The organism is Ectopseudomonas khazarica, assembly GCF_017915135.1.
Taxonomy (GTDB): domain Bacteria; phylum Pseudomonadota; class Gammaproteobacteria; order Pseudomonadales; family Pseudomonadaceae; genus Aquipseudomonas; species Aquipseudomonas khazarica.
This window is the reverse complement of record NZ_CP068551.1, coordinates 2,737,332-2,763,766: the sequence shown is the minus strand read 5'-3', so window position 1 is coordinate 2,763,766 and position 26,435 is coordinate 2,737,332. Positions and strand designations below refer to the sequence as shown.

18 protein-coding genes and 6 pseudogenes are annotated in these 26,435 nt (G+C 63.8%); 6 read left to right on the top strand and 18 right to left on the bottom strand.

Translation table 11 applies throughout. The annotated features are described in order from the left end of the window. Positions 1-100: 100 nt before the first annotated feature. The 6 genes and pseudogenes from JLK41_RS13220 to JLK41_RS13200 all read right to left on the bottom strand — a co-directional run bounded on the left by JLK41_RS13220 (position 101) and on the right by JLK41_RS13200 (position 4,949). Positions 101-829: a Crp/Fnr family transcriptional regulator gene (locus JLK41_RS13220; protein WP_210389096.1), complete on the bottom strand. Its 729-nt coding sequence runs from the start codon at positions 827-829 to the stop codon at positions 101-103. 320 nt (positions 830-1,149) lie between these two features. Beyond that, complete coding sequence (locus tag JLK41_RS13215; RefSeq protein WP_210389095.1) at positions 1,150-2,457, bottom strand: diguanylate cyclase domain-containing protein; 1,308 nt, start codon at positions 2,455-2,457, stop codon at positions 1,150-1,152. 194 nt (positions 2,458-2,651) lie between these two features. Further along, on the bottom strand, positions 2,652-3,383 hold the full coding sequence (locus tag JLK41_RS13210) for an alpha/beta fold hydrolase (RefSeq protein ID WP_210389094.1): 732 nt from the start codon (positions 3,381-3,383) through the stop codon (positions 2,652-2,654). 261 nt (positions 3,384-3,644) lie between these two features. Continuing rightward, positions 3,645-3,770, bottom strand: a pseudogene (locus JLK41_RS25560) (NYN domain-containing protein); the annotation flags it as partial. 244 nt (positions 3,771-4,014) lie between these two features. Then, complete coding sequence (locus JLK41_RS13205; RefSeq protein WP_210389093.1) at positions 4,015-4,515, bottom strand: GNAT family N-acetyltransferase; 501 nt, start codon at positions 4,513-4,515, stop codon at positions 4,015-4,017. Beyond that, positions 4,509-4,949 carry a rhodanese-like domain-containing protein gene (locus tag JLK41_RS13200; RefSeq protein WP_210389092.1) on the bottom strand — a complete coding sequence of 147 codons (441 nt, stop codon included), beginning with the start codon at positions 4,947-4,949 and terminating at the stop codon, positions 4,509-4,511. The genes JLK41_RS13205 and JLK41_RS13200 overlap by 7 nt, the downstream gene beginning before the upstream one ends. Before the next feature lie 96 nt (positions 4,950-5,045). On the opposite strand from JLK41_RS13200, the gene ftrA reads away from it, so the two are divergent. From ftrA to JLK41_RS13180, 4 genes and pseudogenes are all read left to right on the top strand, one after another. Beyond that, positions 5,046-6,005: a transcriptional regulator FtrA gene (gene ftrA / locus JLK41_RS13195; RefSeq protein ID WP_179554387.1), complete on the top strand. Its 960-nt coding sequence runs from the start codon at positions 5,046-5,048 to the stop codon at positions 6,003-6,005. Between the two features lie 208 nt (positions 6,006-6,213). Beyond that, positions 6,214-6,378, top strand: a pseudogene (locus JLK41_RS13190) (helix-turn-helix domain-containing protein); the annotation flags it as partial. Between the two features lie 61 nt (positions 6,379-6,439). Continuing rightward, positions 6,440-6,565, top strand: a pseudogene (locus JLK41_RS25555) (transposase); the annotation flags it as partial. After that, positions 6,558-6,923 (top strand): annotated as a pseudogene (locus JLK41_RS13180) (trehalose-6-phosphate synthase); the annotation flags it as partial. The pseudogenes JLK41_RS25555 and JLK41_RS13180, both read left to right, overlap by 8 nt. Before the next feature lie 73 nt (positions 6,924-6,996). On the opposite strand, the pseudogene JLK41_RS25550 reads toward JLK41_RS13180, so the two are convergent. The 6 genes and pseudogenes from JLK41_RS25550 to JLK41_RS13150 form a co-directional block, all read right to left on the bottom strand. After that, positions 6,997-7,539, bottom strand: a pseudogene (locus JLK41_RS25550) (REP-associated tyrosine transposase). A 136-nt stretch (positions 7,540-7,675) separates the two neighbouring features. Next, positions 7,676-9,598: a methyl-accepting chemotaxis protein gene (locus JLK41_RS13170; RefSeq protein WP_210389091.1), complete on the bottom strand. Its 1,923-nt coding sequence runs from the start codon at positions 9,596-9,598 to the stop codon at positions 7,676-7,678. A gap of 153 nt (positions 9,599-9,751) precedes the next feature. Then, on the bottom strand, positions 9,752-10,423 hold the full coding sequence (locus JLK41_RS13165) for a bifunctional 4-hydroxy-2-oxoglutarate aldolase/2-dehydro-3-deoxy-phosphogluconate aldolase (protein WP_210389090.1): 672 nt from the start codon (positions 10,421-10,423) through the stop codon (positions 9,752-9,754). A gap of 1 nt (position 10,424) precedes the next feature. Further along, positions 10,425-11,144, bottom strand: coding sequence for a 6-phosphogluconolactonase (pgl, locus tag JLK41_RS13160; RefSeq protein ID WP_210389089.1), 720 nt, complete (start codon positions 11,142-11,144; stop codon positions 10,425-10,427). Beyond that, positions 11,131-11,625: pseudogene (locus JLK41_RS13155) on the bottom strand (glucose-6-phosphate dehydrogenase); the annotation flags it as partial. The pseudogene JLK41_RS13155 and the gene pgl, both read right to left, overlap by 14 nt. Next, positions 11,519-12,271 carry an alpha/beta fold hydrolase gene (locus JLK41_RS13150; protein WP_244976415.1) on the bottom strand — a complete coding sequence of 251 codons (753 nt, stop codon included), beginning with the start codon at positions 12,269-12,271 and terminating at the stop codon, positions 11,519-11,521. The gene JLK41_RS13150 and the pseudogene JLK41_RS13155, both read right to left, overlap by 107 nt. A gap of 211 nt (positions 12,272-12,482) precedes the next feature. Here JLK41_RS13150 and JLK41_RS13145 point away from each other — a divergent pair, with 211 nt between their 5' ends. Continuing rightward, the gene (locus tag JLK41_RS13145; protein WP_210389071.1) at positions 12,483-13,430 is read left to right on the top strand and encodes an IS481 family transposase; all 948 of its coding nucleotides are present in this window, start codon (positions 12,483-12,485) and stop codon (positions 13,428-13,430) included. 658 nt (positions 13,431-14,088) lie between these two features. Here the strand turns inward: JLK41_RS13145 and malK are convergent. From malK to malE, 6 genes are all read right to left on the bottom strand, one after another. After that, positions 14,089-15,204, bottom strand: a complete 1,116-nt coding sequence (malK, locus tag JLK41_RS13140; protein WP_147811681.1) for a maltose/maltodextrin ABC transporter ATP-binding protein MalK — start codon at positions 15,202-15,204, stop codon at positions 14,089-14,091. A gap of 358 nt (positions 15,205-15,562) precedes the next feature. Beyond that, positions 15,563-17,191 carry an alpha-glucosidase gene (locus JLK41_RS13135; RefSeq protein ID WP_210389088.1) on the bottom strand — a complete coding sequence of 543 codons (1,629 nt, stop codon included), beginning with the start codon at positions 17,189-17,191 and terminating at the stop codon, positions 15,563-15,565. Between the two features lie 284 nt (positions 17,192-17,475). Further along, the gene (gene malT, locus JLK41_RS13130) at positions 17,476-20,220 is read right to left on the bottom strand and encodes an HTH-type transcriptional regulator MalT (RefSeq protein WP_210389087.1); all 2,745 of its coding nucleotides are present in this window, start codon (positions 20,218-20,220) and stop codon (positions 17,476-17,478) included. 145 nt (positions 20,221-20,365) lie between these two features. Beyond that, positions 20,366-21,256, bottom strand: a complete 891-nt coding sequence (malG, locus tag JLK41_RS13125; RefSeq protein ID WP_210389086.1) for a maltose ABC transporter permease MalG — start codon at positions 21,254-21,256, stop codon at positions 20,366-20,368. Between the two features lie 10 nt (positions 21,257-21,266). Continuing rightward, complete coding sequence (gene malF / locus JLK41_RS13120) at positions 21,267-22,799, bottom strand: maltose ABC transporter permease MalF (RefSeq protein WP_371919684.1); 1,533 nt, start codon at positions 22,797-22,799, stop codon at positions 21,267-21,269. Positions 22,800-22,900: 101 nt separating this feature from the next. Further along, entirely contained in the window at positions 22,901-24,088 is a 1,188-nt protein-coding gene (gene malE / locus JLK41_RS13115) for a maltose/maltodextrin ABC transporter substrate-binding protein MalE (RefSeq protein WP_125881655.1), read from the bottom strand. 254 nt (positions 24,089-24,342) lie between these two features. On the opposite strand from malE, the gene JLK41_RS13110 reads away from it, so the two are divergent. Continuing rightward, positions 24,343-26,406, top strand: coding sequence for an alpha-amylase (locus JLK41_RS13110; RefSeq protein WP_210389085.1), 2,064 nt, complete (start codon positions 24,343-24,345; stop codon positions 26,404-26,406). The last annotated feature ends 29 nt before the right edge of the window (positions 26,407-26,435 follow it).

Here is a 26,435-nt window from a genome sequence, read left to right as displayed (position 1 = left end):
AGGGAAATCGGAGAGGGGCGGAGCAGGTGCCTGACTATCCCGCTTCGCCAGTCTGGGGCAAGCCGGTGTCGGCGCTCTGTTCGCTACGGCACGCAACGCTTCAGTTGACCTGACGTTGCGGCACGTATGGCAGCAGTCGGTCAGTCTCCTTCTTTACCACCGCGTAGCACTCGCAACTGAGCTGTTCCAGCTTGTGCCGATCAAGAACGGTGATATGCCCGCGGCTGTACTCGATCACGCCCTGGCGCTGCAACTTGCCAGCCGCCTCGGTCACGCCTTCGCGGCGCACACCGAGCATGTTGGCGATCAGCTCCTGAGTCATGGTCAGCTGGTTGCTCGGCAACCGGTCGAGCGACAACAGCAGCCAGCGACACAGTTGCTGGTCGATGGAGTGATGACGGTTGCACACCGCGGTCTGCGCCATCTGGGTGATCAGCGCCTGGGTATAACGCAGCATCAAAACCAGCAGTTCACCGTGGCGATCGAATTCCGCCTTGAGCAGCGGCCCCTTAAGTCGGAAGGCATACCCGCCACTCTGCACTACCGCCCGGCTAGGCGTGCTCTCGCCGCCCATGAATAGAGCGATGCCGACCAGTCCCTCGTTGCCGACTACGGAAATTTCCGCCGAAGCGCCACTCTCCATCACATAGATCAGCGAAATGATCGAATCAGTGGGAAAATACACGTGACGCATGGTATCGCCTGACTCGTAGAGCACCTTGCCAAGCGGCAAGGGTACCAGCTCGAGGTGCGCGAACAGACGCTGGCGCACCTCGGCAGATAAGGCCGCCAGCAGATGGTTCTGCTGCGGCTTATGCGACTCGTGCATGATCAGACTCTCTCGGTGTAACGCGTAGCGCAAAGATTCCAGCATACGCCCAATGGTCAAGCACTCTGTGCGGTAGCGTACAGAGTCCGATACACGGCCGCTTGCAGAGGTAAGAATCTAAGTCAATAGCGATGCTGGATACACTCCCTCCCCTGCTACGCCATTAATCGCGAGATTGACGGGCCTAAGTGCTACAAACATCAGGCCGGCGACAGCTATCGGCCGATTCTGTTGAGAAATTCCTGTCGCGTGTTGCCGATGAAGGAACGTGACCGACGTTGAAATTTCGCTCGCTCAGGCCCGCGAATATGCCGAGACTCTTACCCTGCAATCAACCGGCTTGAGTGAGCGCGTTCGCCCATGGCCGCGTGAAAGAACTGATAGTTGTTCCCACCGACCTGTTTGGCGTGATACATCGCCATATCTGCGTGTTCTAGCAAGGTCTTCGCATCTTTTCCGTCCGCCGGATAGACACTAATGCCGATGCTAGTGGTGACGCATAACTGCTGTTGATCGATGCGATATGGCTGGGCTAAGGCGAAGAGTATTTTCTGCGCGGCGACGCGGGCATCCTGCTGGCTATGCCCTTCCGTCAAGAGGACGACAAACTCATCACCGCCATTACGACAGACCGTATCCGACCCACGAACGCAATCTGAAAGACGCTGTGCCACCATCTGAAGAAGTTGATCGCCACTAGCATGTCCGAACGAGTCATTGATATGTTTGAAGTTATCAAGATCGAGGAACATCAGGGTAACTGAGTGTCCATTGCGCTGCGCCAGGCTAACCCCCTGACTGATTCGATCATTGAGCAGAACGCGATTGGGTAATTGTGTAAGGAAATCATGCTGCGCCAAGTAAGCAAGGTGCACAGATCTTGAGTGAGCCTCGGTAACATCATGGAACACCACCACTGCTCCCGTGAGGTGACCGCCAACACTGATAATCGGTGCCACGGAGTCCTCAATCGCGACCTGTGTACCATCACGACGTATCAGCAGCATGCTGACATCCATTCCCTGCGGCAATGCGCGGAAGGTCAAGCTGGGTAGACCATTTCCGCTTCGGCCACCGAGCGTAGGCATGATGTGCTCAATGGGCTGCCCTCTGGCTTCACCGCGTGGCCAGCCGGTCAGGATTTCAGCAGCGCAGTTGAGATAGTCAACAGCCCCCAGCAAGTCAGTGGTGATAACAGCATCTCCAATTGATTCGAGAGTGGCCTCTGCCCGCTCCTGCAGTATCTGCAGACGGTTCTGGCGGATGCAGGCACGCAGCACCTGCTCCAGCAGATAGCTTGACCCCTGGTCTTTGAGCCAATACCCCTGCGCATACCGCTGCTGGGCTTGCCGTGCCAGAGATTGGCTAGCTACCCCGCAGAGCACTAATATCGGTGTTTTTGGAGCTTCCGCCCGCAGCTTCTGCAGGCTGTCTAAACCGTGCCTGCCAGGTAGCTCCAAGTCCAGCAGTATGGCGTCTACCGATCCTTTCCTAAGCCTAACAACAGCCTCCTTCAGAGAAACGACTCGCTCTGCGGACAAAGCGCTCCCCGTCGATCCGCCAAGCATCCCCTGCAATTCGCGATAGGCCAGCTCATCGACCGTGACAATTAGAATGTGCTCATTCATCGGCAAGTCCTCAGCGCACCTTGTAAAGCAGCATCGAGCTCCTTACTTCTGGCGGCGAATTTCAGCCTAGTCTCCGACCTGGAGTGGCGGCGCGAAAGCGGCATGTTCCTGGCGTTATACCATCTCACTTCGTTTAACAGTGCCAGAGCAGTGACTTATATCGAACTCTGTCAGGAACTTTTTGAAGGCAATGCTCATTCCCGCAGCATCTGCGGCGATGGCCGCTGCAACGTTCCCAGCCAGTCTTTGAGGTTGCTGGTTACACGATGCGGTTGTTCCATCGGCGTCAGGTGACCAGATTCCTCGATTTGTGCCAGTTGTGCACCTTCGATTGACTGCTGCATTTCCAAATGTAGCGCGGGCGGCGCTATCAGGTCTTGGAGCCCGCACAACAAGAGAGTGGGGCAGGCGATTTGGCCAAGACTCGCACGACTATCCATACGCCCGAGCAAGGCTCGCTGCTGGCGTATGAAGGTTACCGAACCAAGGTGCTCAGCCATCACCATGACCTCATGCACCAGGGCTTTGTTCTGAAGATGACCGGGGTGCAGCAACCTAGGCAATAGAGCGGTCACCACGGCCGGAAAGTCGCACTCGGCCTGGCGCATAAGCTCCAGACGCGCCTGCGCATCCAAGGTGCTATCGGCATGTGCACTGGTATCCATCAGCGCTAACGCGAAAACGCGATGAGGTGCCCGACGCATGATTTCAAGCGCCACATCCCCTCCTAGGGAATGACCCACAAGGGCGAAGGTTTGCTCCGGGGCCTGCGCCAAAACTTGACTTGCAAGTTCGGCAACGGAGTCAGACTGTGTCAGGTCGGCGTGCGTGATATGTGCGATCTCAGCGAGTTCCTCAGCCTGGTGCCGCCACAGTCGGTAATCACAGAGCAGTCCTGGTAGAAGCAGAAGATGCGGCTTGTTCATGGCAGTACCTCTGTACTCAATTAAATGCTGCGCACGTAACCTGCAGGTCTGTCTTCATACTGCACTCGCACCGGTGTCACTACCGTTCGCTAGCGCGCATACCAGTCGGTACGAACTGATCCAGTTTGGAGGTTCCACCGTTTCCTCTCACCCTATCACGGCGCTCTCGCCGTCAAGGGCTGCATGCGCTTCGCGCATTTGCGGCTGGGCCGGCTTGGCCTTACCACCCCTCAGGTGATCGAGGACTGCATGCGTTACGGGCTCGAACAGCGCATCCATTGCATCTAGGTCCAAGGCGATGCCGGAGGTATTCTTACCGGCTGCATACTGGGACCGCAGGCATGTTGTGACGGCCAGTCGAACGAGCGCCTCCTACCATTTGTCGGCCACACTGGCGGTGTGCGCGCAGCTTTTCTGTTGCACGGCTGGCGTAGCTGGCCACCTCCTCTTGCGGAGACTCCAACTCGGTCACCCGGTAGCTTGTGAATGCTGCACGCCACCAACCCGAACACATCCAAGTCCTCGCCGTCGCGCAGGCGAATGCCTGTCGTGACCAGGGCCTTACTGACAAAAGTGCAGCCTTTGCGGGCAGCCGACGCCCCCCAAGAAGGGGGCGTTTATGAGCCGCTTCCTAGATTGGCCTACTGCCTAGCGCGAGTTGCTTAATCTCCAGCGATCCCATCTGGTAAGCCGTCCATTTGCGATCTGGCCTTCCGCCCAGGCGCTGATAAAAGGCTTCTGCGCGCTGGTTCTCGACCAGTACGTCCCATTTCAGCCGACCTGCGCCTTTGGCCAGTCCCCAAATGGCAACTTGTTGCAGCAGGGCCTGCCCAAGACCTGCACTGCGACAGTGCTCGGCGATATAGAGCTCTTTAAGTAGAAAGGTTGGCCGCAGGTCGTATGTGAACGGGATTTCCAGCACTACGGCATAACCTGCCAACTCGCTATGCCAGTCGGCGACAAAGATCCTGCATTGAGCCGAAGGGCCAAAGGCACGACTTAGCAGGGCCTGTTCATCGACGTTAAAGTCAGAGAGATAGTCCTCATATTCGGCCAGCGCGCGCATCAGCCTGATCAGTGCCGGCACGTCCTTGGGGACGGCCGGACGAACTACATGAATAGGATTCAGCATGAGCAGGAAACGGCGGATTTAGATGCGTTATGAGGAACATCTTCCCCTACGAGAGTCAGCCCCTCATCCAGCCAACCTGTAACACCACCAAGCATTTCCTTCACGGCATAGCCAAGGCCAGAGAGCCGCACGGCGGCACGGTGAACCCCATTGCAATGAGGCCCGGCACAGTAGACAACAAACAGCGTATCGGGACTGAAGGCGGCCAGGCGTTCAGCCGTCATTGCTCTGGACGGGATATTGATGGCGCCGGGGATATGACCGGCAGCAAAAGACGCCGGACTGCGGACATCTACCAACAGATAGCCGCCTTCACCCGCCTGCTGGCTGTGGTAGACGTCCGAACAGTCGGTTTCAAAACGCAGACGGCTACTGAAATGGGCTAGAGCTTCCGTACAAGTGGCCACGGGGAATTCGTTGATCAAGCTTGGCATGAGTATCTCCCGGTTGATGAAAGTGGCCCCACTGTAATTACGTGCTTCGGCACGCTACAGTGGCGAACCTGACATCAACTGGTAACTTTCCGCCAAATGCAGAACGACCCTGGTTTGGTAGCGGTGCTGGCCTACGATGGTTTGTGCACTTTTGAATTCGGCATTGCCGTTGAGATTTTCGGTCTACCAAGACCAGAGTTCGACTTTGCTTGGTATCGCCATTGCATTGTCGCAGTGGATGATGGCCCCATGCGCGCCTTGGGTGGCTTGCAGGTTACTGCTGACGCCGACCTCAAGGTGCTGGACGAGGCGCGTACCATCATTGTTCCAGGTTGGCGTAACCGTGATGAGCAGCCACCTGAGGCGCTACTCGAGGCACTGCGCAATGCCTATGTGCGCGGCGCGCGGTTGCTGTCGATTTGCTCAGGTGTCTTTGTGCTGGCCGCTGCCGGACTGCTTGATGGCAAGCGGGCCACAACGCACTGGCGTTATACCGATGAACTGGCTTCGCGCTTCCCGGCAATAGATGTAGATCCAGCGGTGCTCTATATGGACAACGGCCAAGTGATTACCTCAGCAGGTAGTGCTGCGGGGATAGATGCGTGCCTGCATCTGGTCGAGCGCGACTTCGGTGCTCATATTGCCAACTGCGTGGCGCGCCGTCTGGTGATGGCCCCGCAACGTCCCGGCGGACAGGCGCAGTTTATTCCTGCACCGGTACCTCAAGTGCCCCGGGATGACCTATCAGCAGTGCTGGAGTGGGCGCGTCAGCATCTGGACAAACCGTTGACGGTAAGCCAGCTGGCGGCGAAGGCATTAATGAGCGACCGCACCTTTTTGCGTCGATTCAGTGAATCAACAGGCATGTCACCCAAGGGTTGGTTACAGCATGCACGCATGTCTCTGGCCCGTTCGCTGCTTGAAAGCACCAACCTGAACAACGAACAAATTGCCGAGCGATGCGGTTTTGCTTCCGTCGAAAGCTTTCGCGTGGCATTTCGCAAATTAGTCGGCGTGGCTCCGTCTTTCTATCGCGAGAGATTCGGACAACGTTAGGCTCTGTTGCAAGTCGATAAAGGTTTCTCCCGTAGGCAGACTCAATCGCGTACCAGGGGCGGCATCTGGCCGGCTCCTGTTTTTCGTCAACAGCAACCCCCGGCCAGAAAAAACAGGGGGGATTCACTTTGCTCTGGCCGTATATCGCAACGTGCCTACGACAGGACACACAGGGCCGCGCAAAGGAACGAGAGGAACATGACATATTATGATCAACCCCCTTCATTTTGATCTGCAGTCCCTACGCCTGTTTATCCTCGCCGCCGAGTGCGGAAGCCTGACTAGGGCTTCCGAACATGCACACTTAACCCTTTCTGCCGTCAGCAAACGAATTACTGAGCTCGAGCGCACGGCAGACTGCGCACTGTTTGTAGTGGTCTACTAATCCCGGACACCCATTTAGGGCGAGAATACTCGCCATAGAGAGGTGTCTGATGACCAAGCGACGTCGTTCCTTTACGCCCGAGTTCAAACGGGAGGCCGCCAGTCTGGTGCTCGACCAAGGCTATAGCCATATCGAAGCAGCCCGTTCATTGGGGCTGGTTGAATCGGCTCAGCGCCTGGTACGCCATGGCCGACGTCATGTGGATCACCCCACTGCGTGATGGCCTCAATCTGGTGGCCAAGGAGTTCGTCGCCGCGCAAGGCCTGCTCGGCGGACGCGGTGTACTGGTGCTGTCGGAATTCGCCGGCGCCGCCGCCGAGCTCAAGGGCGCATTGCTGACCAACCCGCACGACCCGGCCGACCTGGCGCAGACCTGCTACCTGGCGCTGAACCTGCCGAAAAGCGAGGCCCAGGCGCGCCTGCGCGAGCTGTTCGATATCGTCTGCTACAACGACATTCGCCGCTGGGGCGAGGAGTTCCTGGCGGGCGTGCAAGTGCAGGAAGAACCCAAGCCGCTGACGTTGGCGAGCTGAGAAAGCCCTTCGCGGCTGAAGCGGAATGCCGCCCAGCCGCACCTACGGCCTAACTGGTCTGCTAGGAGCGGCTTCAGCCGCGAAGGCGCACTCCCCTTTTTCCGGAATGGCATACGAACCAGTCGTAGGGTGGCACCAAGGCGGGGAGATGCATGACCATCCGCCCAGGGTGGCGACATGGATCTGCCACGCGTTCGACCAAGCCATGCTTCACTGGATTGAAATGCAGGTAATCCATATGCCGCTGGTAATCACCTTCATCACGAATACGGTGCTACCAGAAGCGCCGCCGCCACAGCCCTGACTCACGACGCAAACTGCGGCTCAAACTGATCGCACAGAACCCCGGCAAGGCCTGAGAAGTCAGGCGCTTGATCATCGACCAGCGGGAGCCAAAATCTGCATCCCCTTCAGGCAGGCGCCAGACACAATGCAGATGATCGGGCAGCAGTATCCAACCTTCGATGATGAAGGGACGGTGTAAACGGACTCGTTCGATGGCGCGGCGCAAGGCCACACGCAATGGCGCCTTGGTCAGCACCGGATGACGCTGGTGGCTGACCGGCGTGAAGAAATAGCAGGCGCCCGCATCGCGAGCGCGGCGGTAGTTGGACATTCCTTGTCTCCTGAATTCTTGCCAGCAGATTCAGGATAGTCGGCGGTGCGCGCGGCCTAGGCGGCCCCGCGACACCCTACGGTTTGAACAGCGTAATTCCCGTAGGGTGCGCCGCGCGCACCGGCTCCAACTCAAATCAAACGCGGAAGCGACTGACCATGGACTGCAACTGGCCGCCAAGGCGCGCCAGCTCGGCCGAGGATTTGGCCGTTTCGTCGCTGGCGGTGGCGGTCTGCTCGGATACGTCGCGTACGCTGAGGATGCTGCGGCTGATTTCCTCGGCCACGGCGCTCTGTTCCTCCGCAGCGGCGGCGATCTGCTGGTTCATCGACTGGATGCTGGACACCGCGAGGGTGATGCTACCCAGCGAGTCGCCGGCCTTGCGCGTCAGCTCGACACTGCTGTCGGTGAGGTTACGGCTGTTGCGCATCACCGCCGCCACCTGCTGGGTACCGCTCTGCAGCCCGGCGATCAACGCCTCGATCTCTTCGGTGGATTTCTGCGTACGCTGCGCCAGGCCGCGTACTTCGTCGGCGACCACGGCAAAACCGCGACCTGCTTCGCCGGCACGTGCTGCCTCGATGGCGGCGTTGAGTGCCAGCAGGTTGGTCTGCTCGGCCACCGACTTGATCACGTCCATCACGCTGCCGATCTTGTCGCTTTCCTGCTGCAGGCCGGTCATCGCCTCGGAAGAACGCCCTACTTCGGCAGCCAGACGCTCGATCTGCGAAATCACCTCGGCCACTACCTGGTCGCCCAGGCGCGCCTGGCCGTCCGCGTCGTTGGCCGCTTGCGAGGCCTGCTCGGCGTTACGCGCCACTTCCTGTACGGTGGCGGACATTTCATGCATGGCGGTGGCCACCTGATCGGTCTCACTCTTCTGGCTGTTGGCACCGGCGCTGGTCTGCTCGGTGACCGCCGACAACTCTTCGGCGGCGCTGGCGATCTGGGTGACGCTGTCGCGGATGCCACCGATCAGCTCGCGCAGGGTCGTGGCCATGTGCTGGATGCCCTGCTGCAGTTGGCCCATCTCGTCGCGGCGATCGACCCGCACGCTGGCCGTCAGGTCGCCCTCGGCAATGCGCTGTACCGCGCCCAGCGTGTCTTGCAGTGGACGGGTGATCTGCCGGGTGATGATCCAGGCAGCCAGCACGCCGAACAGCAGCGCCAGCAGCACGGCGATGATCTGCCAGGTGCGCGCCTCGGCGCTCTCGATGGCCAGACGCTCGATCTGGAACTTGTACAGGGTGTCACTGATGCGGACGATCTCGGTCTGCTGATCGGTCATTTCCTGACGGGTCCGGGCAATATCAGCAGTGGCATTCTTGAAGGCCTGCACGGTCAGTTCGAACTGCCCCAGGGCCGCCTCGATACGGCGCACGGCATCTTGCTGGGCGCTACCGAAAGCCTGCTGCAGCGCACCGAGGCTGGCTCGGGCCATGGCGATACGCTCGGACAGCGCCTGTTCGGTTTGTGCATCGGGTGCGCTGTCATAACGCTCGAGCAGATAACGCAGGCGCAACAACTGACCATGGGTGATCATCAGAGCCTGCAGTTGCGTGAAGCGATCGGCATCGTCTTCCGGCAGAAGCTCAACACTGCGCCGCATGTTGGCCAGCAGCTCGCTCAGTTGCTGGTCTTCGACGTTCGCCTGGTCGCGCACCTCAGCCGCTGCCGCGTAGGCTGCGCGCATCCCCGCCAGGGAGCGCTGATAGTCCTGGTTATAGCGGTCCTGCTCCTGCAGCAACTTGACGTTGGCCGGGTTCTTGAAGGTTCCCAGCAGCTTCTTCTGCTGCTCGAGGTAAATGTTCAGATTGTTCAGCAGGCGCTCGGTACTGACTGCATCGCCCTTGGCCAGCATGAACTGCAGGCGAGCGATGCGCAGGTTGGTCAGCGTGTTATTGAGCTGGGTGATCTCGCTCATCCAACCACTGCGCTGGATCACGCTGCCCAGACCAGTCCAGGCAGTCCAGGCCAGCGCCAGGGTAAGTGCCAGCACCAGGCCGAAGCCGAGCGCCAGTTTGCGGGTCACACTAAGATTAGCGAACCAGGTATTCATGAAATTCTCCAACTGCGGGTGTTTCTGGGTTTCGCTGGAGAGTTGTTTTTATTGGCGCCAGCACAATGACATTAGCTGACGTATGTATCGGCCAATGCGACACAGATTTTAGAGCAATCCGATATGCGGTAGCAGCGCCGCCACTGGCACGCCTCAGCTCAACAGCTGCAAGGCCTCGGTACTGCATTGCTGGATACGTGCCCAGTCGCTGCTTTCCACCCACTCGCGCTGGAACATCCAAGTGCCGCCTACGCACATCACGTTGGGCTGCGCCATGTAGCGCTGCAGGTTGTCCGGGGTGATGCCGCCGGTGGGGCAGAAACGCACCCCGCCGAAAGGCCCGGCCAGCGCCTTGAGCGCCGCGACGCCACCGCAGATCTCCGCCGGGAACAGCTTGAAGCGGCGATAACCCAGGGCGTAGCCAACCATCAGTTCCGATGCGCTGCTCACACCCGGCAGCAGCGGCAGCGGGTTATCCAGCGCCGCCAGCAACAGCTCACGCGTGCTGCCCGGCGTGACGATGAACTGCGCACCGGCGGCGGTCGCCGCGGCGAGCATGTCTTCATCCAGCACGGTGCCAGCGCCAACGCAGAGTTCGGGGCGCTCGGCGCGCAGGCGGCGAATCGCCTCCAGGCCATGCTCCGAGCGCAGGGTCACTTCCAGCACGCGCAGACCACCAGCGGCCAGGGCGTCGGCCAGCGGCAGGATGTCCGCCTCGCGGGCGATGGTGATCACCGGCATGATCCGCGCCTGCGCGCAGATGCGGTCGATCTCCGCGATTTTGTCGGCCATGCGCGCGCGCTGGCCTTGGTCGAGGCTGGTCATGTCAGAGGCACCAGTGGATTTCGAGGGGGGAATGCAGGAACGCACGAATCGGCAGTTCGGTGATTTCACCAGACTGCAAAGCTGCGTTGAGTATGTTCAGTTTTGTCTGGCCCTGGATTGCCAGCAGCGGCAGGCGTGCGCTGGCCAGCACGGGCAGGGTCAGGCTCAGGCGTTGCGCCGGCTCACTGGGGGCGAGCATCGGCAGCACGCGACGTGCGCAGCCAGGTTGCAGCGCCTGGCTCAGATTAGGGATATTGGGGAACAGCGAGGCGGTATGCCCATCGTCGCCCATGCCCAGCACCAGCACCAGCACATCGATCGGCGCCAGCTCGGCAACCGCGGCATCGGCCAGCTTGGCTGCCTGTTCGAGATTGCCAGCGACCTGGTAAAGGCTGAGAAAACGCGCTTCAGCGGCTGGGCCACGCAACAGGTGACGGCGCACCAGCGCCTCGTTGCTGGCGGCGTGGTTGACCGGCACCCAACGCTCGTCGGCCAGGCTGACCCGCACCTGTGCCCAGGGCACGTCCTGCTGCGCCAGCGCTTCGAAGAACGGCACCGGGCTGCGCCCGCCGGACACCACCAAGGTCGCCTGACCGCGATTGGCGATGGCCTCACGCAAGGCATCAGCCACGCGCACGGCCAGCGCCTGAGCCATTTGTCCGGCAGCGTCATGCGGACAGGCCCGGACGCCTGGCGGCAGTTGCAGTTCAGAGATCGCCATACCAGCTCCTGCCATCACGGGTGATCAAGGCAACCGACACCATGGGTCCCCAGCTGCCGGCGGTGTAGGGTTTCGGCGCTTCGCCGAGGCGCTGCCAGCCGTCGATCAACTGATCGCACCACTGCCAGGCGTATTCGATCTCGTCCTTGCGCACGAACAGGTTCTGGTTGCCGCGCATCACTTCCAGCAGCAGACGTTCGTAGGCATCGGGAATCCGCGTGCTGCGTTAGGTATCGGAGAAGCTCAGCTGCAGCGGGCCGCTGCGCAGCTGCATGCCCTTATCCAGGCCCTGATCCTTGGTCAGCACCTGCAGGGCGATGCCCTCGTCCGGCTGCAGGCGGATGATCAGCTTGTTGCCGATCAGCTGGCGCTGCTCAGGGGCGAAGATGTAGTGCGGCGGCGCCTTGAAGTGGATGACGATCTGAGACAGCTTCTGCGGCATGCGCTTGCCGGTACGCAGGTAGAACGGCACGCCGGCCCAGCACCCGCCAGACGCCGGCCTTGGCGTAATCGATGCGGCCGATGGCGGCACTGGAGCGCTGGCGTTCGCGACGGCCATTGCGCACGGCACGCCAGAGCTGGGGCAGCAGGCTGCGCGCTGCCGGGTCGACAGTCGGTCCCTGCAGCACCAGGCGCTCCACCCGCTCGGGGTGGCGCACGGCCAGGGCCGTGAGGATCTGGCAGCCGTAGGAATTGCCGATGAAGGTGGCCTTGTCGATGGCGCAGGCGCTGAGCCAGAGGTCGAGCACATCGGCCAGTTGCTCGACGCTCAGCACGCGCCGTGGCGTGCCCGTCGCGCTCTCGCCGTAGCCCGGCAGGTCCGGCGCCAGCACGCGGTAGCCGTTGTCGGCCAGCGCCCTGGCCAGCGGCTCCATGTAGCGACTGGAGATGACCAGCCCGTGCACCAGCACCACCACCGGTGCATCGGCAGCGCCGACACTGCGGGTGAACAGCCGCCAGGGGCCGGCCTGAACATGATGACCGTCGATGCCCAGGGCGCGACTGGTGTCGCTCAGCGCCGGCGCGCTCGCCAGTTGCCGATAGCGACGCGTGGCTTCGAAGGTGCCGAGCGCGACGGCGATACCGACCAGGGCGCAGATCCAGGTGCGTGATGGCAGATGAGGCATAAGGACTCCGATGACGACGAACCTGTCTCTTTCGAGGTCCGGCGTATCGTCGAAGTACCACCTATTTTGGTTCTTCGTATTCTCGCGGGGAGGACACGCTTGATACCGGACTGGCAATTACGTGTTAGCTGTGATCTCTCAGTAGGTTGTTCATCCGGGGCATTCCCGGAATTCTGGAAGCGCGACCAACACAGCCTTCCAGGAGCCCCGGATGAACCTGCATAAACATGCCCGTCTTACCCCGCGAGGTCGAGCCCTTCTCGTGCAGCGCATGCTCAACGGTCTGCGAGTCGAAGATGCGGCACAAGCCGCTGGCGTCAGTGTGCGTACAGCCTACAAGTGGCTCAAACGCTTTCGTGAGGAAGGTGAGATTGGCCTGATGGATCGTTCATCACGTCCGCACTCATGCCCCCATGCCACGGCAATCGCTCTGGTCGAGCAACTGATCGAGCTACGTCGCTCTCGCAAGACTTACCGGCAGATCGCTCAGATACTCGGCCTGGCCGTCAGTACCGTGGCCCGCCGCCTCAAGCAGGCCGGCTTTCATCGGCTGGCTGAGCTGGAACCCGCTCCTGTGGTGGTGCGTTATGAATACGCCAATCCTGGCGATCTCCTGCACTTGGACATCAAGAAGCTTGGCCGCTTCTGGAAACCCGGGCATCGAGTCACTGGCGACCGTCAGCAGTGCTCCGACGGCGCCGGCTGGGAGTTCATGCACGTGGCTATCGACGATGCGTCCCGACTGGCGTTCACCAGCCTGCATCCAGATGAGCGCGGCAGCAGCGCCTGCCGGGCCTTGCTGCAAGCACTGCGCTACTACCGCGGGCTGAACATCTGCTTTCGGCGCGTCATGACAGACAACGGCGCCTGTTATCGGTCCCGGGCGTTTCAACGGTTGTGTGCTCGACTCAGGCTGAAACACATCCGTACCAAGCCCTATACGCCACGCACCAACGGTAAGGCCGAGCGCTTCATCCAAACGAGCCTGCGTGAATGGGCCTATGCCCGTAGCTACGACACTTCACAGCAGCGAGCAGCGCACCTGCTGCCCTGGCTGCATCACTACAACTGGCACCGACTGCACGCCAGCCTCGGATACCTGCCCCCGATCAGCAGAGCACCGCTTCCACTGAACAACGTACTGGGTTTACACAGTTAGCTGTCGATGACTTGGCACTATCCCTTAGCGTGTCGTCTGATCTGCTGGGTTTCGCCCCTTACGGGCGACTCACTTTCTTTGCTTGTGCAAAGAAAGTAAGCAAAGAAACACACCCCTGCATCCGAGCTAGGCGCCCCCGCCCTGCTGCGCCGGGGTTCCCTCGCTCCATCACCGCTCCAGGGGCACGCTGCGAAGGGCCATCCCTGGCCCATCGCAGCTCTCGCGACATCCACGTCGCTCAACCCCTTCCACGGTGATTCCACTCGGCCTCCTGAAGGGGACTTGGGCGTCGTCTGTTCCATCGCAGTTGAAGAGCAAAGGCAAAAGCCAGACGCCGCCAATTTCAACTTCGCAAAGATTATGCAAGCTCGCGCCTCGGTCCCGTCAGGAGGCCGAAACGTAGCGCAGCGGAGTGACAGCCGCAGGCAGGCCCGAAGGGTGAGCGCAGCGAATCAAGGTGTGGCGCCCGTAAGGGGCGCAACCCAAAACGTTCAGCCGACGCGGTAGTGGAGGGTGCTAAGCCAGTAAGCGATACGCACACAAACTTGCCAGTCCGGGGTCAACCCGCACTTTCCCCTGAACCCGCGAAGCCCACCTTTTTGGGCTCGGCAGCGTAGAGGCAGCCGCCAGCGCCGGCTCGGTACGCCACACGCCGTGATCAGCCGTAGATCGCCGGCTCGCGATAATGCCGCGGACAGGCCTGGCCATCGGCGCGGAACAGGTGGCACTTGCTGGCCATCAGGCCCGCGGCGAAGGTTTCGCCCACTGCCACGCGGCGGTCACCATCGCTGCGCAGGGTGATGATGTGCTCCACCCCTTCCAGGCTCAGGTAGATCAGGTTGTGGTCGCCCAGGCGCTCGGCCACGCTGATCTGCCCGTAGAAGGCGAAGTCGGCCTGCTCGGCGGCGACGAAGTGCTCCGGGCGCACGCCCAGGGTCAACTCCTCGCCGGGCTCGACGCCGGTGCCGTCGACCAGCACTCGCATGCGGTAGCCGCCGGGCATCTCGATCTCCACCGCCTCGCTGCTGGCGCTGAGCGCGCGCACCTGGAGGAAGTTCATCTGCGGCGAGCCGAGGAAGCCGGCGACGAAGCGGTTGCGCGGGTAGTGGTAGAGCTCCAGCGGCGCACCGACCTGGGCGATGCGCCCGGCCTCGAGCACGACGATCTTGTCGGCCATGGTCATGGCTTCGACCTGGTCGTGGGTGACGTAGATCATGGTGGACTTCAGGCGCTGGTGCAGGCGCGAGATCTCGATGCGCATCTGCACGCGCAGGAAGGCATCGAGGTTCGACAGCGGCTCGTCGAACAGGAACACCTTGGGCTCGCGCACCAGGGTACGGCCGATGGCCACACGCTGACGCTGGCCGCCGGAAAGGTCCTTGGGCTTGCGTTCGAGCAGCGCATCGAGTTGCAGGATGCGCGAAACCTCCTCCACCTTGCTGCGGACCTGCGCCTTGCCGATCTTCGCCAGCTTGAGGCCGAAGGCCATGTTCTCCGCCACCGTCATGTGCGGGTAGAGGGCGTAGGACTGGAACACCATGCCCACCGAGCGATCCTTGGGCGGCAGGTCGTTGACCCGCTGACCGTCGATCAGCAGCTCGCCGGAGCTGATCTCCTCCAGCCCGGCGATCAGCCGCAACAGGGTGGACTTGCCGCAGCCGGACGGCCCGACGAAAACCACGAATTCGCCGTCCTCGATGTCCAGGTCGATGTTGCGGGTGATGGCGGTGCCGTCGTAGTGCTTGCAGATGTTGCGCAGGGTAACGCTGGCCATGGGATACCTCTCGAACGGGGCCGGGAACCTATGGATTGGGCCCGGCCGGAAAGCTTAAGAACCTGCAGGAGCCGGACAGGCTCCTGCAAACGCAAGGGGCCTAGTGTCGCGACAACCATGAGATGTCGATCGCTGTAGGGTGGGTTAGCGGCGCCAACCGCCGAACGCTCGGACACTCCCAGGGTGGTGCGCCGCGTAACCCACCAAGCGATTGACCGCGTTGCGCCGATGGTGGGTTACGCCGCGTCACTTATGCGCTGATGCCGGTTAATGGCGGTATGCGGCTAACCCACCCTACGGGGGATCGCAGTAGCTGGGTAAGACCGCGATCAACCAACACTTCATGCATGTCGCGGCACTAGCCCAGCAGCCGGGCGAAGCCGAACCCATGGGCCGGCAAGTGTACCCAACTGCCGAGGAACTCGGCCGTGCTGGACGGCACGCTCTCCAGCGGCTCGACCATCAGCGGCAGGTCGTAGCGGCGCTCGCGGTCGCCCAGATTGAACAGGCACAGCCAGGCCTGCTCGCCCAGACGCCGTTCGAACACCAGCAGGTCGTCGTCGTGGTAGCGCACCTGGATATCGCCGTCGATCAGCAGCGGCTGCTCCTGGCGCCAGGCGAGGAAGCGCCGGTAGCTGTTGAGCATCGAGGCCGCGTCGGCCTCCTGCACGTCCACCGCCAGGGCGCGGTGGCGTTCGTCCAGCGGCAGCCAGGGCCGCTCACTGGAGAAGCCGGCGTGGGCGCCGTCGCGGCTCCAGGGCATCGGCGTGCGGCAACCGTCGCGGCCCTTGAACTCGGGCCAGAAGCGGATGCCGTAGGGGTCGACCAGATCCTCGTAAGCCAGCTCGGCCTCCGGCAGGCCCAGCTCCTCGCCCTGGTATAGGCACACGCTGCCGCGCAGCGACAGCAGCAGCGCCATCAGCAGGCGACCGCGCGCCGGGCTCTCTTCGCCGGCCAGGGCCCAGCGGCTCATCACCCGCACCACATCGTGGTTGCCCACCGACCAGCAGGGCCAGCCGTCGCTGAGTTCGCGCTCGATGCTCTCGATGGTGTGGCGGATGAACGCCGGGCTGCACTGGGCGGTGAGCAGGTCGAAGGAATAGGCCATGTGCAGGGTATCGCCGCCGCTGGTGTAGGCGGCCATGGTGCGCAGCGAGTCGTCGCAGCCGATCTCCGCCACCGTGGCGGTGCCGGGGTAGCGCTCCAGCAGCGCGCGCAGGCGGCGCAGGAAGTCGAGGTTCTGCGGCTGGGTCTTGTCGTACAGGTGGCGCTGGTAGGCGTAGGGGTTGTCGGCGCGCACGCCGATGCCGCCCTCGCGGATGTCCGGGTTTGGCGGGTTGCTGCGCAGCGCCTGGTCGTGGAAGTAGAAGTTGGCAGCGTCCAGGCGAAAGCCGTCGACGCCCAGCTGCAGCCAGAACTCCATGTCGCCGAGCAACTGCTGCTGCACCGCCTCGCAGTGGAAGTTGAGGTCCGGCTGGCTGGCCAGGAAGTTGTGCAGGTAGTACTGCTTGCGCCGGCCCTCCCAGGTCCAGGCCGAACCGCCGAACACCGACAGCCAGTTGTTCGGCGGCGTGCCGTCCGGGTTGGGGTCGGCCCAGACGAACCAGTCGGCCTTGTCGTTGCTGCGGCTCGAACGGCTCTCGGCGAACCAGGGATGCTGGTCGGAGCAGTGGTTGAGCACCTGATCGATGATGATGCGCAGGCCGCGCTCGTGGGCGGCCGCGACCAGCGTGCGGAAATCGTCGAGGGTGCCGAAGATCGGGTCGACGCCGCGGTAGTCGGAAACGTCGTAGCCGAAATCCTTCATCGGCGAGGTGAAGAACGGCGACAGCCAGATGGCGTCGACGTTGAGGCTGGCGATGTAGTCGAGCTTGGCGATTACGCCGGGCAGGTCGCCGACGCCGTCATCGTTGCTGTCGAGAAAACTGCGTGGGTAGACCTGGTAGATGACGCCGCCGCGCCACCAGTCCTTGCGAATAACAGCCATACAGCAAGCCTTTTGTTGTTCGTGATGACAGCTCCACTCTAGGCAAGGGGGCAAGGCGTCACATCCTCCCCGCTGGGGTTTTCGACGGCGTAGCTGGTGGCCGGCAAGGGGGAGGAGTTTTGGGGATGGACACCGTGCGCGGGCAAAGCCGTAGGGTGTCGCGGGGCCGCCCGGGTCGTGCGCACCAACCCGCGCCTATCGAAGCGCCAACGCATACGACAGATGCCCCGACCACGCATCGGTGCGCACGGCGCACCCTGCGGGGCCGGGATATCGGTTCTCCCCTACTCGCCCTGAATCTTGCTCAACAGGCTGCGCGCCAGCTGCACCGCCTCGCTGCGCTGGGTGATGGCGAGCTTCTGGTAGAGGCTGCGGATATGCGTCTTGATGGTGGTCTGGGCGACGTTGAGGTGTTCGGAGATCTGCTCGTTGGACAGCCCGGCGTGGATCAGGCTGAGCACCTGCCATTCGCGCCGGGTCAACGGCGAATGGCGGATCAGCTCGGGCACGTCGGGGCGGTTGATGATGTCCTGAATCACCGCCTCGTCCAGGGTGATGCGGATCGCCCGGCTGAAGTCGCGCTGCTGCTGGGCCAGCTGGATCAGGCGCTCGGCGCGCTGGTGTTCCAGCTCGTCGAGGCGACGCTCGTGCTGCAGTGCCTTGAGCATGGCGATCAGCGGCTTGCCCAGGCGCAGGAAGCTGCCGATGGCGCCGGTACCGCTGGCCAGGGTCAGCGCCTGGTGCAGATGGTCGAGGCTGCTCTGGCGTTCCTCGCGCTGCCAGTAGGCCAGCGCCTGGAGGATATGGTTGCGGTTCTGGTCCATCACCAGCTGGTGGCGCTCGGCATCAAGCTGTAGCTGACGCAGGATCGGCAGCGCGCGGTCGCCCTGGTTCAGCGCCAGGTAGGCGCGCACATGGTTGCGCGCGTTGCGCTGGGCGAAGTGGTTGGCCCCCGGCTTGAGCGGCGGCGCGGTGGCAAGCCACTGGCGGATGCTGTCCTTGTCCTGGGTCGAGTCCCAGTAGGTGAGCATCACCGCGTGGGCGTTGGCCTGCCAGTCGATGTGGTAGTCGTCGCCGGCCAGCAGCGTCTTGAGCCGGCCGATGTAGTCGGCACACTGGTTCTGCTGGCCGCGCGCATGGGCAACGCGGGCGAGCAGCACGTAGCACTGCAGGAACCAGTGGTCGCCCACCGTATCGAGTATCTCCAGCCCCTGCAGGGCGCACTGCTCGGCGGCATCGAGGTGGTGCCACTCCAGCAGCACCTGGCCGCGCACGCGGTGGATGAATTCCATGATCGGGGTGACCGGCAGCTTTTCCTGCTCGATGTACTGCAGCGCCCGCTCCTGCAGGTTGTAGGCCTTCTGCAGGTGGCCCTGGGCGACGGCGATCTCCGACAGCTGGCCGAGGCTCCACAGCACCGGGTGCGAGGCGTTGATCTGCTGCGCGCGGCGCACGTTTTCCTCGTGCTGATGCTGGGCCTTGGCCAGATCGCCCTGGACGAAGTGCGACTCGGCCAGCACCGACAGCGCCGCGACGCGGGAGGTGCGCATGGTCAGCGGCTCGAGCGCCAGTGCCTGGCGGGCGAAGGCCATGGCACGCTGCTGGTCGCCCTGGTTGATCGCCACCTGGGCGCGCACCGCCTGGTATTCGGCCTCGATGCGCTGCCACTGCTCGGCACTGAACTGCTCGCGCTGCACCGCCTCGCCGGCCTGCAGCCAGCGCTCGACCTGATCGCTCTGGTACTGGTTCTGCGAGGCCCAGGCCTGCAACAGGGTGAACAGCGGCGACTCGGCCACACGGCTCTCCGGCAGCACGGCCAGGCAGCGCTGCAGCAGCTCCAGACGCCCCTGGCGATAGAAGTGACGGCCGTGGGTCTCGAGAATTTGCGCCACTCGCTGCGGATCATGCGCCAGCAGCGCATGGCGGGCGGCCTCCTCGGCCATCTTCTCCTCGAGCAGCGCCTCGGCGGCGCGCAGGTGCAGTTCGCCCATGCGCTGCGGATGATGGGTGGACAGCTCGTTGCGCAGGAAGCTGGCGAACAGCGGGTGGTAGGCGAACCACTGACGCAACGGGTCCACCGCCTGGATAAACAGGCCGCTGCGTTCGAGGTTTTCCAGCATCTCGCGGCCGTTGCAGCTGTCGGTCAGGCGGTCGGCCAGCGGCGCGCTGAAGCGCTCGAGCAGGCATGTGGACTGCAGAAAATCCTGAGTGGCGCCGTCCAGGCCGTAGAGCACCTGCTCACGGAAATAGTCGCGCACGTAGGGATGGCCGAGTTGCAGCGCCTCGAGAAACAGGTCCATGCCGCGCCCGGTCTGCACCTCCTGCAGGGTCAGCTGCAGCGCGCAGGGCCAGCCGCCGATGCGCCGGTTGAGGCGCTCGACCTGCTCGCGGTTGATGGCGATCGGCAAGCCCAGATCCAGTAGCGCCTGCACTTCGTCCAGCTCGAAGGCCAGGTGGCTGGCGTCCAGCGCCAGCAGCTGACGCTTGACCCGCAGCTCGGCCACGCCCAGGTCCGGCAGGCCGCGGCTGCACACCAACAGGGTCAGCCAGGGCGGCGTGTTGCGCAGGAAGAAGCGCAGCGCGGCGATCACCTCGCGGTTGCGCAGCGCCTCGAACTCGTCGAGCACCAGCAACAGCGGCGGGTGCTCGGCCGGCAGTTCGGCGAGCAGGCGGGTGAGCAGACCGTCGAGGCCGTCGTCGCCCTGCTCGGCGCGATTGACGCACTGCGGACAACCGCCCTCGAGCTGGCGATGCAGGGCATTGAGCAGGTAGCGGCCGAACTGCCGCGGGCTGTTGTCGTTGCCGTCGAGATTGAGCCAGGCCACGGCGCCGGCAAAGGCTGCGGCCCACTGGCTGGCCAGCACGGTCTTGCCGAAGCCGCTGGGCGCCTGCAGCACGGCCAGGCGCACCTGGGGCAGGCGCTGCAGCCACTCGTCGAAGCGCGGCCGCGGCAGCAGGCCGGGATGAATGGACGGCGCGGCCAGCTTGGCCGGTATCAAAGGCAGTGGCGGACGGGCCGCTGTGGTCATGATCCTCTCCCGTTATTTATCGTTGTCCGGGTTTTGGCGAATCTTACATCGGTATCGGGTGGCGGGTTTCAACCGCCTTGCGGTTGATCACGCCTAACCCGTAGGGTGTCGCGGGGCCGCCTAGGCCGTGCGCACCAAATCGTGGCTACCCCTTAACGCCCCCCGCGGTCAGCCCACCGACTATCCACTTCTGGCAATAGAGGAACACCAGGGTGATCGGCAGACCGGAGAGCACGGCGGCGGCGGCGAAGTCGCCCCACAGGTAGTTCTGCTCGTACAGGTACTGCTGGGCGCCGACCGACAGGGTCAGCTTGTCCACGTCCAGCAGCAGCACCGAGGCCATGGGGTATTCGGTGATGCTGGTGATGAAGGCGAGGATGAACACCACGGCGAGGATCGGCACGCTCATCGGCAGCAGGATGTGCACGAAGGCCTGCCAGGTGGTGGCGCCGTCGACGATGGCGGCCTCCTCCAGCGAGGCGTCGATGCTTTCGAAGTAGCCCTTGATGGTCCAGATATGCAGGGCCATGCCGCCGAGCGAGGCGACGATCACCGCGCCGTGGCTGTTCACCCCGAGCCAGCCGGCGTGCTTGCCGAGCTGGTCGAACAGGGCGTAGATGGCCACCAGCGACAGCACCGGCGGGAACATCTGGAAGATCAGCATGCCCTTGAGGATCGGCCCCTTGCCGGCGAAGCGCATACGGGCGAAGGCATAGGCGCTGGTGGTCGACAGCAGCAGGATCAGCGCCGAGCTGATGAAGGCGATCTTCACCGAGTTCCACAGCCAGGTCAGCACCGGGAACGGCGGCTGGGTCACCGAGCCATCGGCATGCTGGTAGGGAATGCCAAGGGCCAGCGACCAGTGCTCCAGGGTCGGGTTGTCCGGCAGCAGGCTGCCGGTGGCGAAGTTGCCTTCGCGGAAGCTGATCGACACCACCATCAGCAGCGGGAAGACGATCAGCGCGATGAAGCCGAGCAGACTTGCATGGGTCAGCCACAGGCGGTATTTCACGGATTTCGGTTGCACCATCGCCATGGCGGGTTCCTCAGACTTTGACTTTCGACAGTTTCAGGTTGAGCCAGGCCAGCGCGCCCACCACCAGGAAGATCAGCGTGGCGATGGCCGCCGCCAGGGCGAAGTTCTGCCCCGAGTCCTGGAAGGCGATGCGGTAGGTGTAGCTCACCAGCAGATCGGTGGTGCCGGCCGGGGTGGTGGCGCCGATGATGTCCGGGCCGCCGCGGGTCAGCAGGGTGATCAGCACGAAGTTGTTGAAGTTGAAGGCGAAGCTGGCGATCAAAAGCGGCGCCAGCGGCTTGATCAGAAGCGGCAGGGTGATCTTCAGCAGGTTGTCCAGGGGCGTGGCGCCATCCATCGCCGAGGCCTCGTAGAGGTCGCGCGGAATGGCCTGCAGCAGGCCCATGCACAGCAGCAGCATGTAGGGGTAACCCAGCCAGGTGTTGACCATCAGGATCATCGAGCGGGCCAGGGTCGGGTCGCTGAACCAGTCCGGGCGGATGCCGAACAGGCCGTTGAGCAACAGGTTGATCTCACCGAAGTTCTGGTTGAACAGGCCGCGGAACACCAGGATGGAGATAAAGGCCGGCACCGCGTAGGGCAGGATCAGCATCAGCCGGTAGAACGCCTTGCCGCGCACCAGATCCCACTGCAGCAGGCTGGCCAGGACCAGGCCGACGGCCAGGGTGAAGAGCACGGTGAGGCCGGCGAAGGCCACGGTCCAGACGAAGATCTCGAGGAAGGGCCCGCGGATGCTCGGGTCGGTCAGTACCCGGGTGAAGTTGCTGGTGCCGGCGAACACGGTGAAGCCCGGCGCCACCTTGTTGCCGTGGCTGTCGAGGTAGAAGCCGGTGGTATGGTCGGGCTCCAGGCGCTCGTTGCTACGCGTGTTGAGCAGGTCGCCGTTTTCCAGCAGGCGGTACAGCGGCTTGACCGCCGCCACCTCGCGCAGGCCGTACAGACGCAGCAGCTCGCCGTCGCTGCCGCGCAGCACCCACTGCTCCAGCTCGGCGCGGCGCTGGATCACCTCGCGCAGCGCCAGTGCCTCGCCCAGCTCGCCGGGTTCGCGTTCGGCCCTGAGCGCCAGCGGCTCGCCGGCCGCGTCGCCGGTCGCATCCCCAACGAGAGGCGGCGAGACGAACGCGCCGCGCTCGCCCTTGTCGACGCGCAAACGCAGCTCGCCGGCCTCATCGCGGTGCAGGCTGAAGGCGTAGCGCTCGCCGGCCAGGTAGGTCTGGCGCAGGTGATAGCGCTGCACCTGCTCGAAGCTCAGCAGATTGCTGCCGCTGTAGTTGGTGAAGCCGATGCCCACGGTGTACAGCAGCGGAAAGATGACGAACACCAGCATGCCCGCCAACGCCGGGTAGATGTAGCGATGGGCGTAGGTGCGGCGGCTGATGAACACGTAGCTGGCGATGCCGGTGACCACCAGGCCGAGCAGGGCGAAGGCCAGTTGCTGCTGGGCATAGAGCGCCAGCACCAGATACAGCGCCAGGACATTGAACAGGCCCCACAGGCTCCAGCGCAGGCCGGCACGTAGCGACGGCAGGGAAAACAGTTTCATGGGCGTACTGGCCACGGCGGCGGAAAGATTGACGACGGACATCAGGTTTATAGCCTCGGAGCGGGGCCGCCGCGACGCCAGGCGTCGACGGCGGCCGGATTTCACTTGGCGATGCGCTTGGCGGCGTCGTCCAGCGCGGCGTCCACGGTCTGCCGACCGGAGGTGATGTTGCTCAGCGCCGGCGCCATGGCCGACCAGAAGGCGCCCATCTCCGGCACGTTGGGCATCGGCTGGCCGAGCTGGGCGTTGTCGAAGGTGGCCTTGATCAACGGGTCGCTGGCCAGCTCGGCCATATAGGCCTTGTTCGGCACGGCGCCGAGCGGCACGTCGGCACTCACGGTCTTGAGCCCCTCGACCTGCAGCAGGTAGTTCTCGAGGAACTCCACGGCCAGCGCCTGGTTGGGGCTGGCGGCGTTCAGCGCGGCGGCCATCACCCCGCTGAAGGGCCGGCTCGGCGCGTCGCCGACCGCGGGAATCGGCGCCACGCCGAAATCGATGCCGCTCTTCTTGGCGTTGGCCCAGGCCCAGGGGCCGCTGATGAACATGGCCGACTCGCCCTTGTTGAAGGCGGCCTCGGCGACGCTATAGTCGGCGCCCTTGGGCATCACCCCGGCGTCGATCAGCGCCTTGAGGGTCTGCGCGCCCTGCTTGGCGCCGGCGTTGTTGACCCCGGTGCGACTGGTGTCGTAGCCGCCCTCGGCGGCGGCGAAGGCATAGCCGCCGTTGGCGGCCAGCAGCGGCCAGGTGAAGTAGGTGTTGTTGTAGTCCCAGAGGATGGCGCGCTTGCCGGACTTGGCCAGCTCGGCGTTGAGCGCCAGCACCTCGTCGAAGCTGGCCGGCGGGGTCGGCACCAGCGCCTTGTTGTAGAGCAGGCCGATGGCCTCGACCGCCATCGGGTAGCCCCACAGCTTACCGCCGTAGGTCACCGCCTCCCAGGCGAAGTCCTCGATCTCGCCCTGGACCTTGGCGCTGGGGGTGATCGGCGAGATCAGCCCGCTCTGCGCCCATTCGCCGAGGCGGTCGTGAGCCCAGATGAAGATGTCCGGGCCGTTGCCGGTGGCGGCGGCCTGCTGGAACTTGTCGGTGGCACTGTCCGGATGGGCCACCTCCACGGCGATGCCGGTGTCGGCGGTGAAGCGCTCGCCGACCTTGGCCAGCCCCTTGTAACCCTTGTCGCCGTTGATCCAGATGACCAGCTTGCCCTCCTCGATGGCGGCCTGGGCCGGCAGGGAATGGCTCAGGGTGGCGGCGAGGCCGATGGCGACTGCGCTGAGCAGCGTCTTGTTCATGTCTTGTTGTCCTCGTGGCTTCTTGTTTTTGATCCACAACCGCGGCGAGCCGGTGAGCGCTCTGCCAGCCCGGTCATCCTCGACCGAAAGGGCAAGCGCCACATCCTCCCCGGTCGCGCTCTCGAGGGCGTAGAAGCGGGGGCGTAGTCTGCCAGCGCCTCCCTGAAAAAAGTATGCACCCCTGCCCCTTCTGCGCCTGTTGCAGGCGGCGTGGTGCGGGTGTACTGGAGGCTCGCCAGTTGCAGGAGAACCCCATGCGCCGCCCTTCGTTGCCGACTTCGCTCACCACCCTGGCCTGCGCCCTGCTCTGCCAGTTTGCCAGCGCCGAGCCGCAGCTGCAGGCCTGGCTGGATCAACGGCCAGTGCCGCTGCAATGGAATAACTCCGCGCCGCAGCGCTACAGCGTCGAGCTGGAACTGAGCGCCGGCCAGTTGCGTCTGCAGGCGCCCAATGCCAGCGGCAGCGCCCAGCCGCTGGCCTTGTACCAGCGTCAGGACTGGCACGCGGGCAGCTCACTCAGCCTGCAGATCGGCGAGCCCGGCCGCTATCGCCTGCTGTTTCAGGAAGACGCCCAGCCCCATCTGCGCCTGCTGCCGCTGCGCGAGCAGGCGCCGCGCAGCACCTGCCGCACCTGGCAGGGCGAGGCGCTGAGCGTCGCGGTCGGCCAGGTATTCGCCGATGGCGAGGTGCTGCGCGATGCCTACAGCGGCCAGTTGGCCACGGTGGAAAACGGCCGTATCGAGCTGACCCCGGCGGCGCATAGCGACGGCCTGCTCCTGCTCGAGCCAACCGAGCCGGCGCCAGCGCCCGCCCACGACTGGCGCAATGCCACGGTGTATTTCGCTATCACCGACCGCTTCGCCAATGGCGATACCGGCAACGACCGCAGCTACGGGCGCCAGCCCGACGGCGAGCAGGAGATCGGTACCTTCCATGGCGGCGACCTGCGCGGCCTGACCGGCAAGCTCGACTACCTGCAGCAGCTGGGGATCAACGCACTGTGGATCAGCGCGCCCTTCGAGCAGATCCATGGCTGGGTCGGCGGCGGTGACAAGGGCGACTTTCGCCATTACGCCTACCACGGTTACTACGCCCTGGACTTCACCCGCCTGGACGCCAACATGGGGACGGAAGACGAGCTGCGCGAGCTGATCGCCCAGGCTCACGCCCGCGGCATCCGCGTGCTGTTCGACGTGGTGCTCAACCACCCCGGCTATTCGACCCTGGCCGACATGCAGGCGCTCGGCTTCGGCGCGCTGCGCGGCGGCATGCAGCAGTACCTGCCGCCGCGCTGGAGCGACTGGCAGCCGGAGAGCTTCGAGAACCTGCACGCCTACCACAACCTGATCGACTACCAGCACGACGCCTGGCGCCAGTGGTGGGGCAAGGACTGGGTACGCGCCGACATCGCCGACTATGACAGCCCGCCCAGCGTGCTGGTCGACCCGCGCCAAGGCTCGCTGGCCTTCCTCCCCGACTTCAAGACCGAGAGTCAGCAGCCGGTGTCCCTGCCGCCCTTCCTGCTGCGCAAGGCCGACACCCGCGCCGTGCCACGCGAGGGCTACCGGGTGCGCGACTATCTGGTGGAATGGCTGAGCTTCTGGGTGCGCGAATTCGGCGTCGACGGCTTTCGTGCCGATACCGTCAAGCACGTCGAACTGGAGAGCTGGGCGGCGCTGCGCCAGGCAGCCGACAAGGCGCGCGCCGAGTGGTCGGCGGCCAACCCCGATGATCCCATGAGCGGCAGCCCGTTCTGGATGGTCGGCGAGGTGTTCGGCCACGGCCCGCAGGCCAGCGTTTACCAGGAGCACGGCTTCGACGCGCTGATCAACTTCGACTTCCAGGGCGAGCTGGCCGCCAGGGGCAGCGAGTGCCTGCGCCAGATCGAGGACGGCTACCGCGACTACGCCGAGCTGCTGGCCAACGACGCGCGGCACAACTTCATGAGCTACGCCTCGTCCCACGACACCTCGCTGTTCTTCGCCGACCAGGGCCATCAACTGGCGCGCCAGCGCGGCCTGGCCGGAGCCCTGCTGCTGGCACCCGGCGCGGTGCAGATCTACTACGGCGACGAAAGCGCGCGCCCGCTCGGGCCCACGGGTTCGGACCCGCACCAGGGCACGCGCTCGTCGATGAACTGGGACGCCCAGCAGCAGGCGCCCATCGCCGAACTGCTGGCGCACTGGCGCCTGCTCGGCCAGTTCCGCGCGCGCCACCCGGCCATCGGCGCCGGCCGCCACCAGCAGCTGTCCACCCAGCCCTACGCCTTCGCCCGCACCCTCGGCGAAGACCGGGTGGTGATCGTGCAAGGACGTTGATGATTTCTCAGCGCGCGGAGTCCGTAGGG

What these genes read in the sequence shown, in the direction of transcription:
- JLK41_RS13150 (WP_244976415.1), bottom strand. Translation starts at nt 12,271, where the DNA reads ATGCCTCATCTGCCATCACGCACCTGGATCTGCGCCCTGGTCGGTATC.
- JLK41_RS13210 (WP_210389094.1), bottom strand. Translation starts at nt 3,383, where the DNA reads ATGAACAAGCCGCATCTTCTGCTTCTACCAGGACTGCTCTGTGATTAC.
- malE (WP_125881655.1), bottom strand. Translation starts at nt 24,088, where the DNA reads ATGAACAAGACGCTGCTCAGCGCAGTCGCCATCGGCCTCGCCGCCACC.
- JLK41_RS13135 (WP_210389088.1), bottom strand. Translation starts at nt 17,191, where the DNA reads ATGGCTGTTATTCGCAAGGACTGGTGGCGCGGCGGCGTCATCTACCAG.
- ftrA (WP_179554387.1), top strand. Translation starts at nt 5,046, where the DNA reads ATGCAGAACGACCCTGGTTTGGTAGCGGTGCTGGCCTACGATGGTTTG.
- JLK41_RS13170 (WP_210389091.1), bottom strand. Translation starts at nt 9,598, where the DNA reads ATGAATACCTGGTTCGCTAATCTTAGTGTGACCCGCAAACTGGCGCTC.
- malT (WP_210389087.1), bottom strand. Translation starts at nt 20,220, where the DNA reads ATGACCACAGCGGCCCGTCCGCCACTGCCTTTGATACCGGCCAAGCTG.
- JLK41_RS13215 (WP_210389095.1), bottom strand. Translation starts at nt 2,457, where the DNA reads ATGAATGAGCACATTCTAATTGTCACGGTCGATGAGCTGGCCTATCGC.
- JLK41_RS13145 (WP_210389071.1), top strand. Translation starts at nt 12,483, where the DNA reads ATGAACCTGCATAAACATGCCCGTCTTACCCCGCGAGGTCGAGCCCTT.
- malG (WP_210389086.1), bottom strand. Translation starts at nt 21,256, where the DNA reads ATGGCGATGGTGCAACCGAAATCCGTGAAATACCGCCTGTGGCTGACC.
- JLK41_RS13205 (WP_210389093.1), bottom strand. Translation starts at nt 4,515, where the DNA reads ATGCTGAATCCTATTCATGTAGTTCGTCCGGCCGTCCCCAAGGACGTG.
- malK (WP_147811681.1), bottom strand. Translation starts at nt 15,204, where the DNA reads ATGGCCAGCGTTACCCTGCGCAACATCTGCAAGCACTACGACGGCACC.
- JLK41_RS13110 (WP_210389085.1), top strand. Translation starts at nt 24,343, where the DNA reads ATGCGCCGCCCTTCGTTGCCGACTTCGCTCACCACCCTGGCCTGCGCC.
- JLK41_RS13220 (WP_210389096.1), bottom strand. Translation starts at nt 829, where the DNA reads ATGCACGAGTCGCATAAGCCGCAGCAGAACCATCTGCTGGCGGCCTTA.
- pgl (WP_210389089.1), bottom strand. Translation starts at nt 11,144, where the DNA reads ATGGCGATCTCTGAACTGCAACTGCCGCCAGGCGTCCGGGCCTGTCCG.
- JLK41_RS13165 (WP_210389090.1), bottom strand. Translation starts at nt 10,423, where the DNA reads ATGACCAGCCTCGACCAAGGCCAGCGCGCGCGCATGGCCGACAAAATC.
- JLK41_RS13200 (WP_210389092.1), bottom strand. Translation starts at nt 4,949, where the DNA reads ATGCCAAGCTTGATCAACGAATTCCCCGTGGCCACTTGTACGGAAGCT.
- malF (WP_371919684.1), bottom strand. Translation starts at nt 22,799, where the DNA reads ATGAAACTGTTTTCCCTGCCGTCGCTACGTGCCGGCCTGCGCTGGAGC.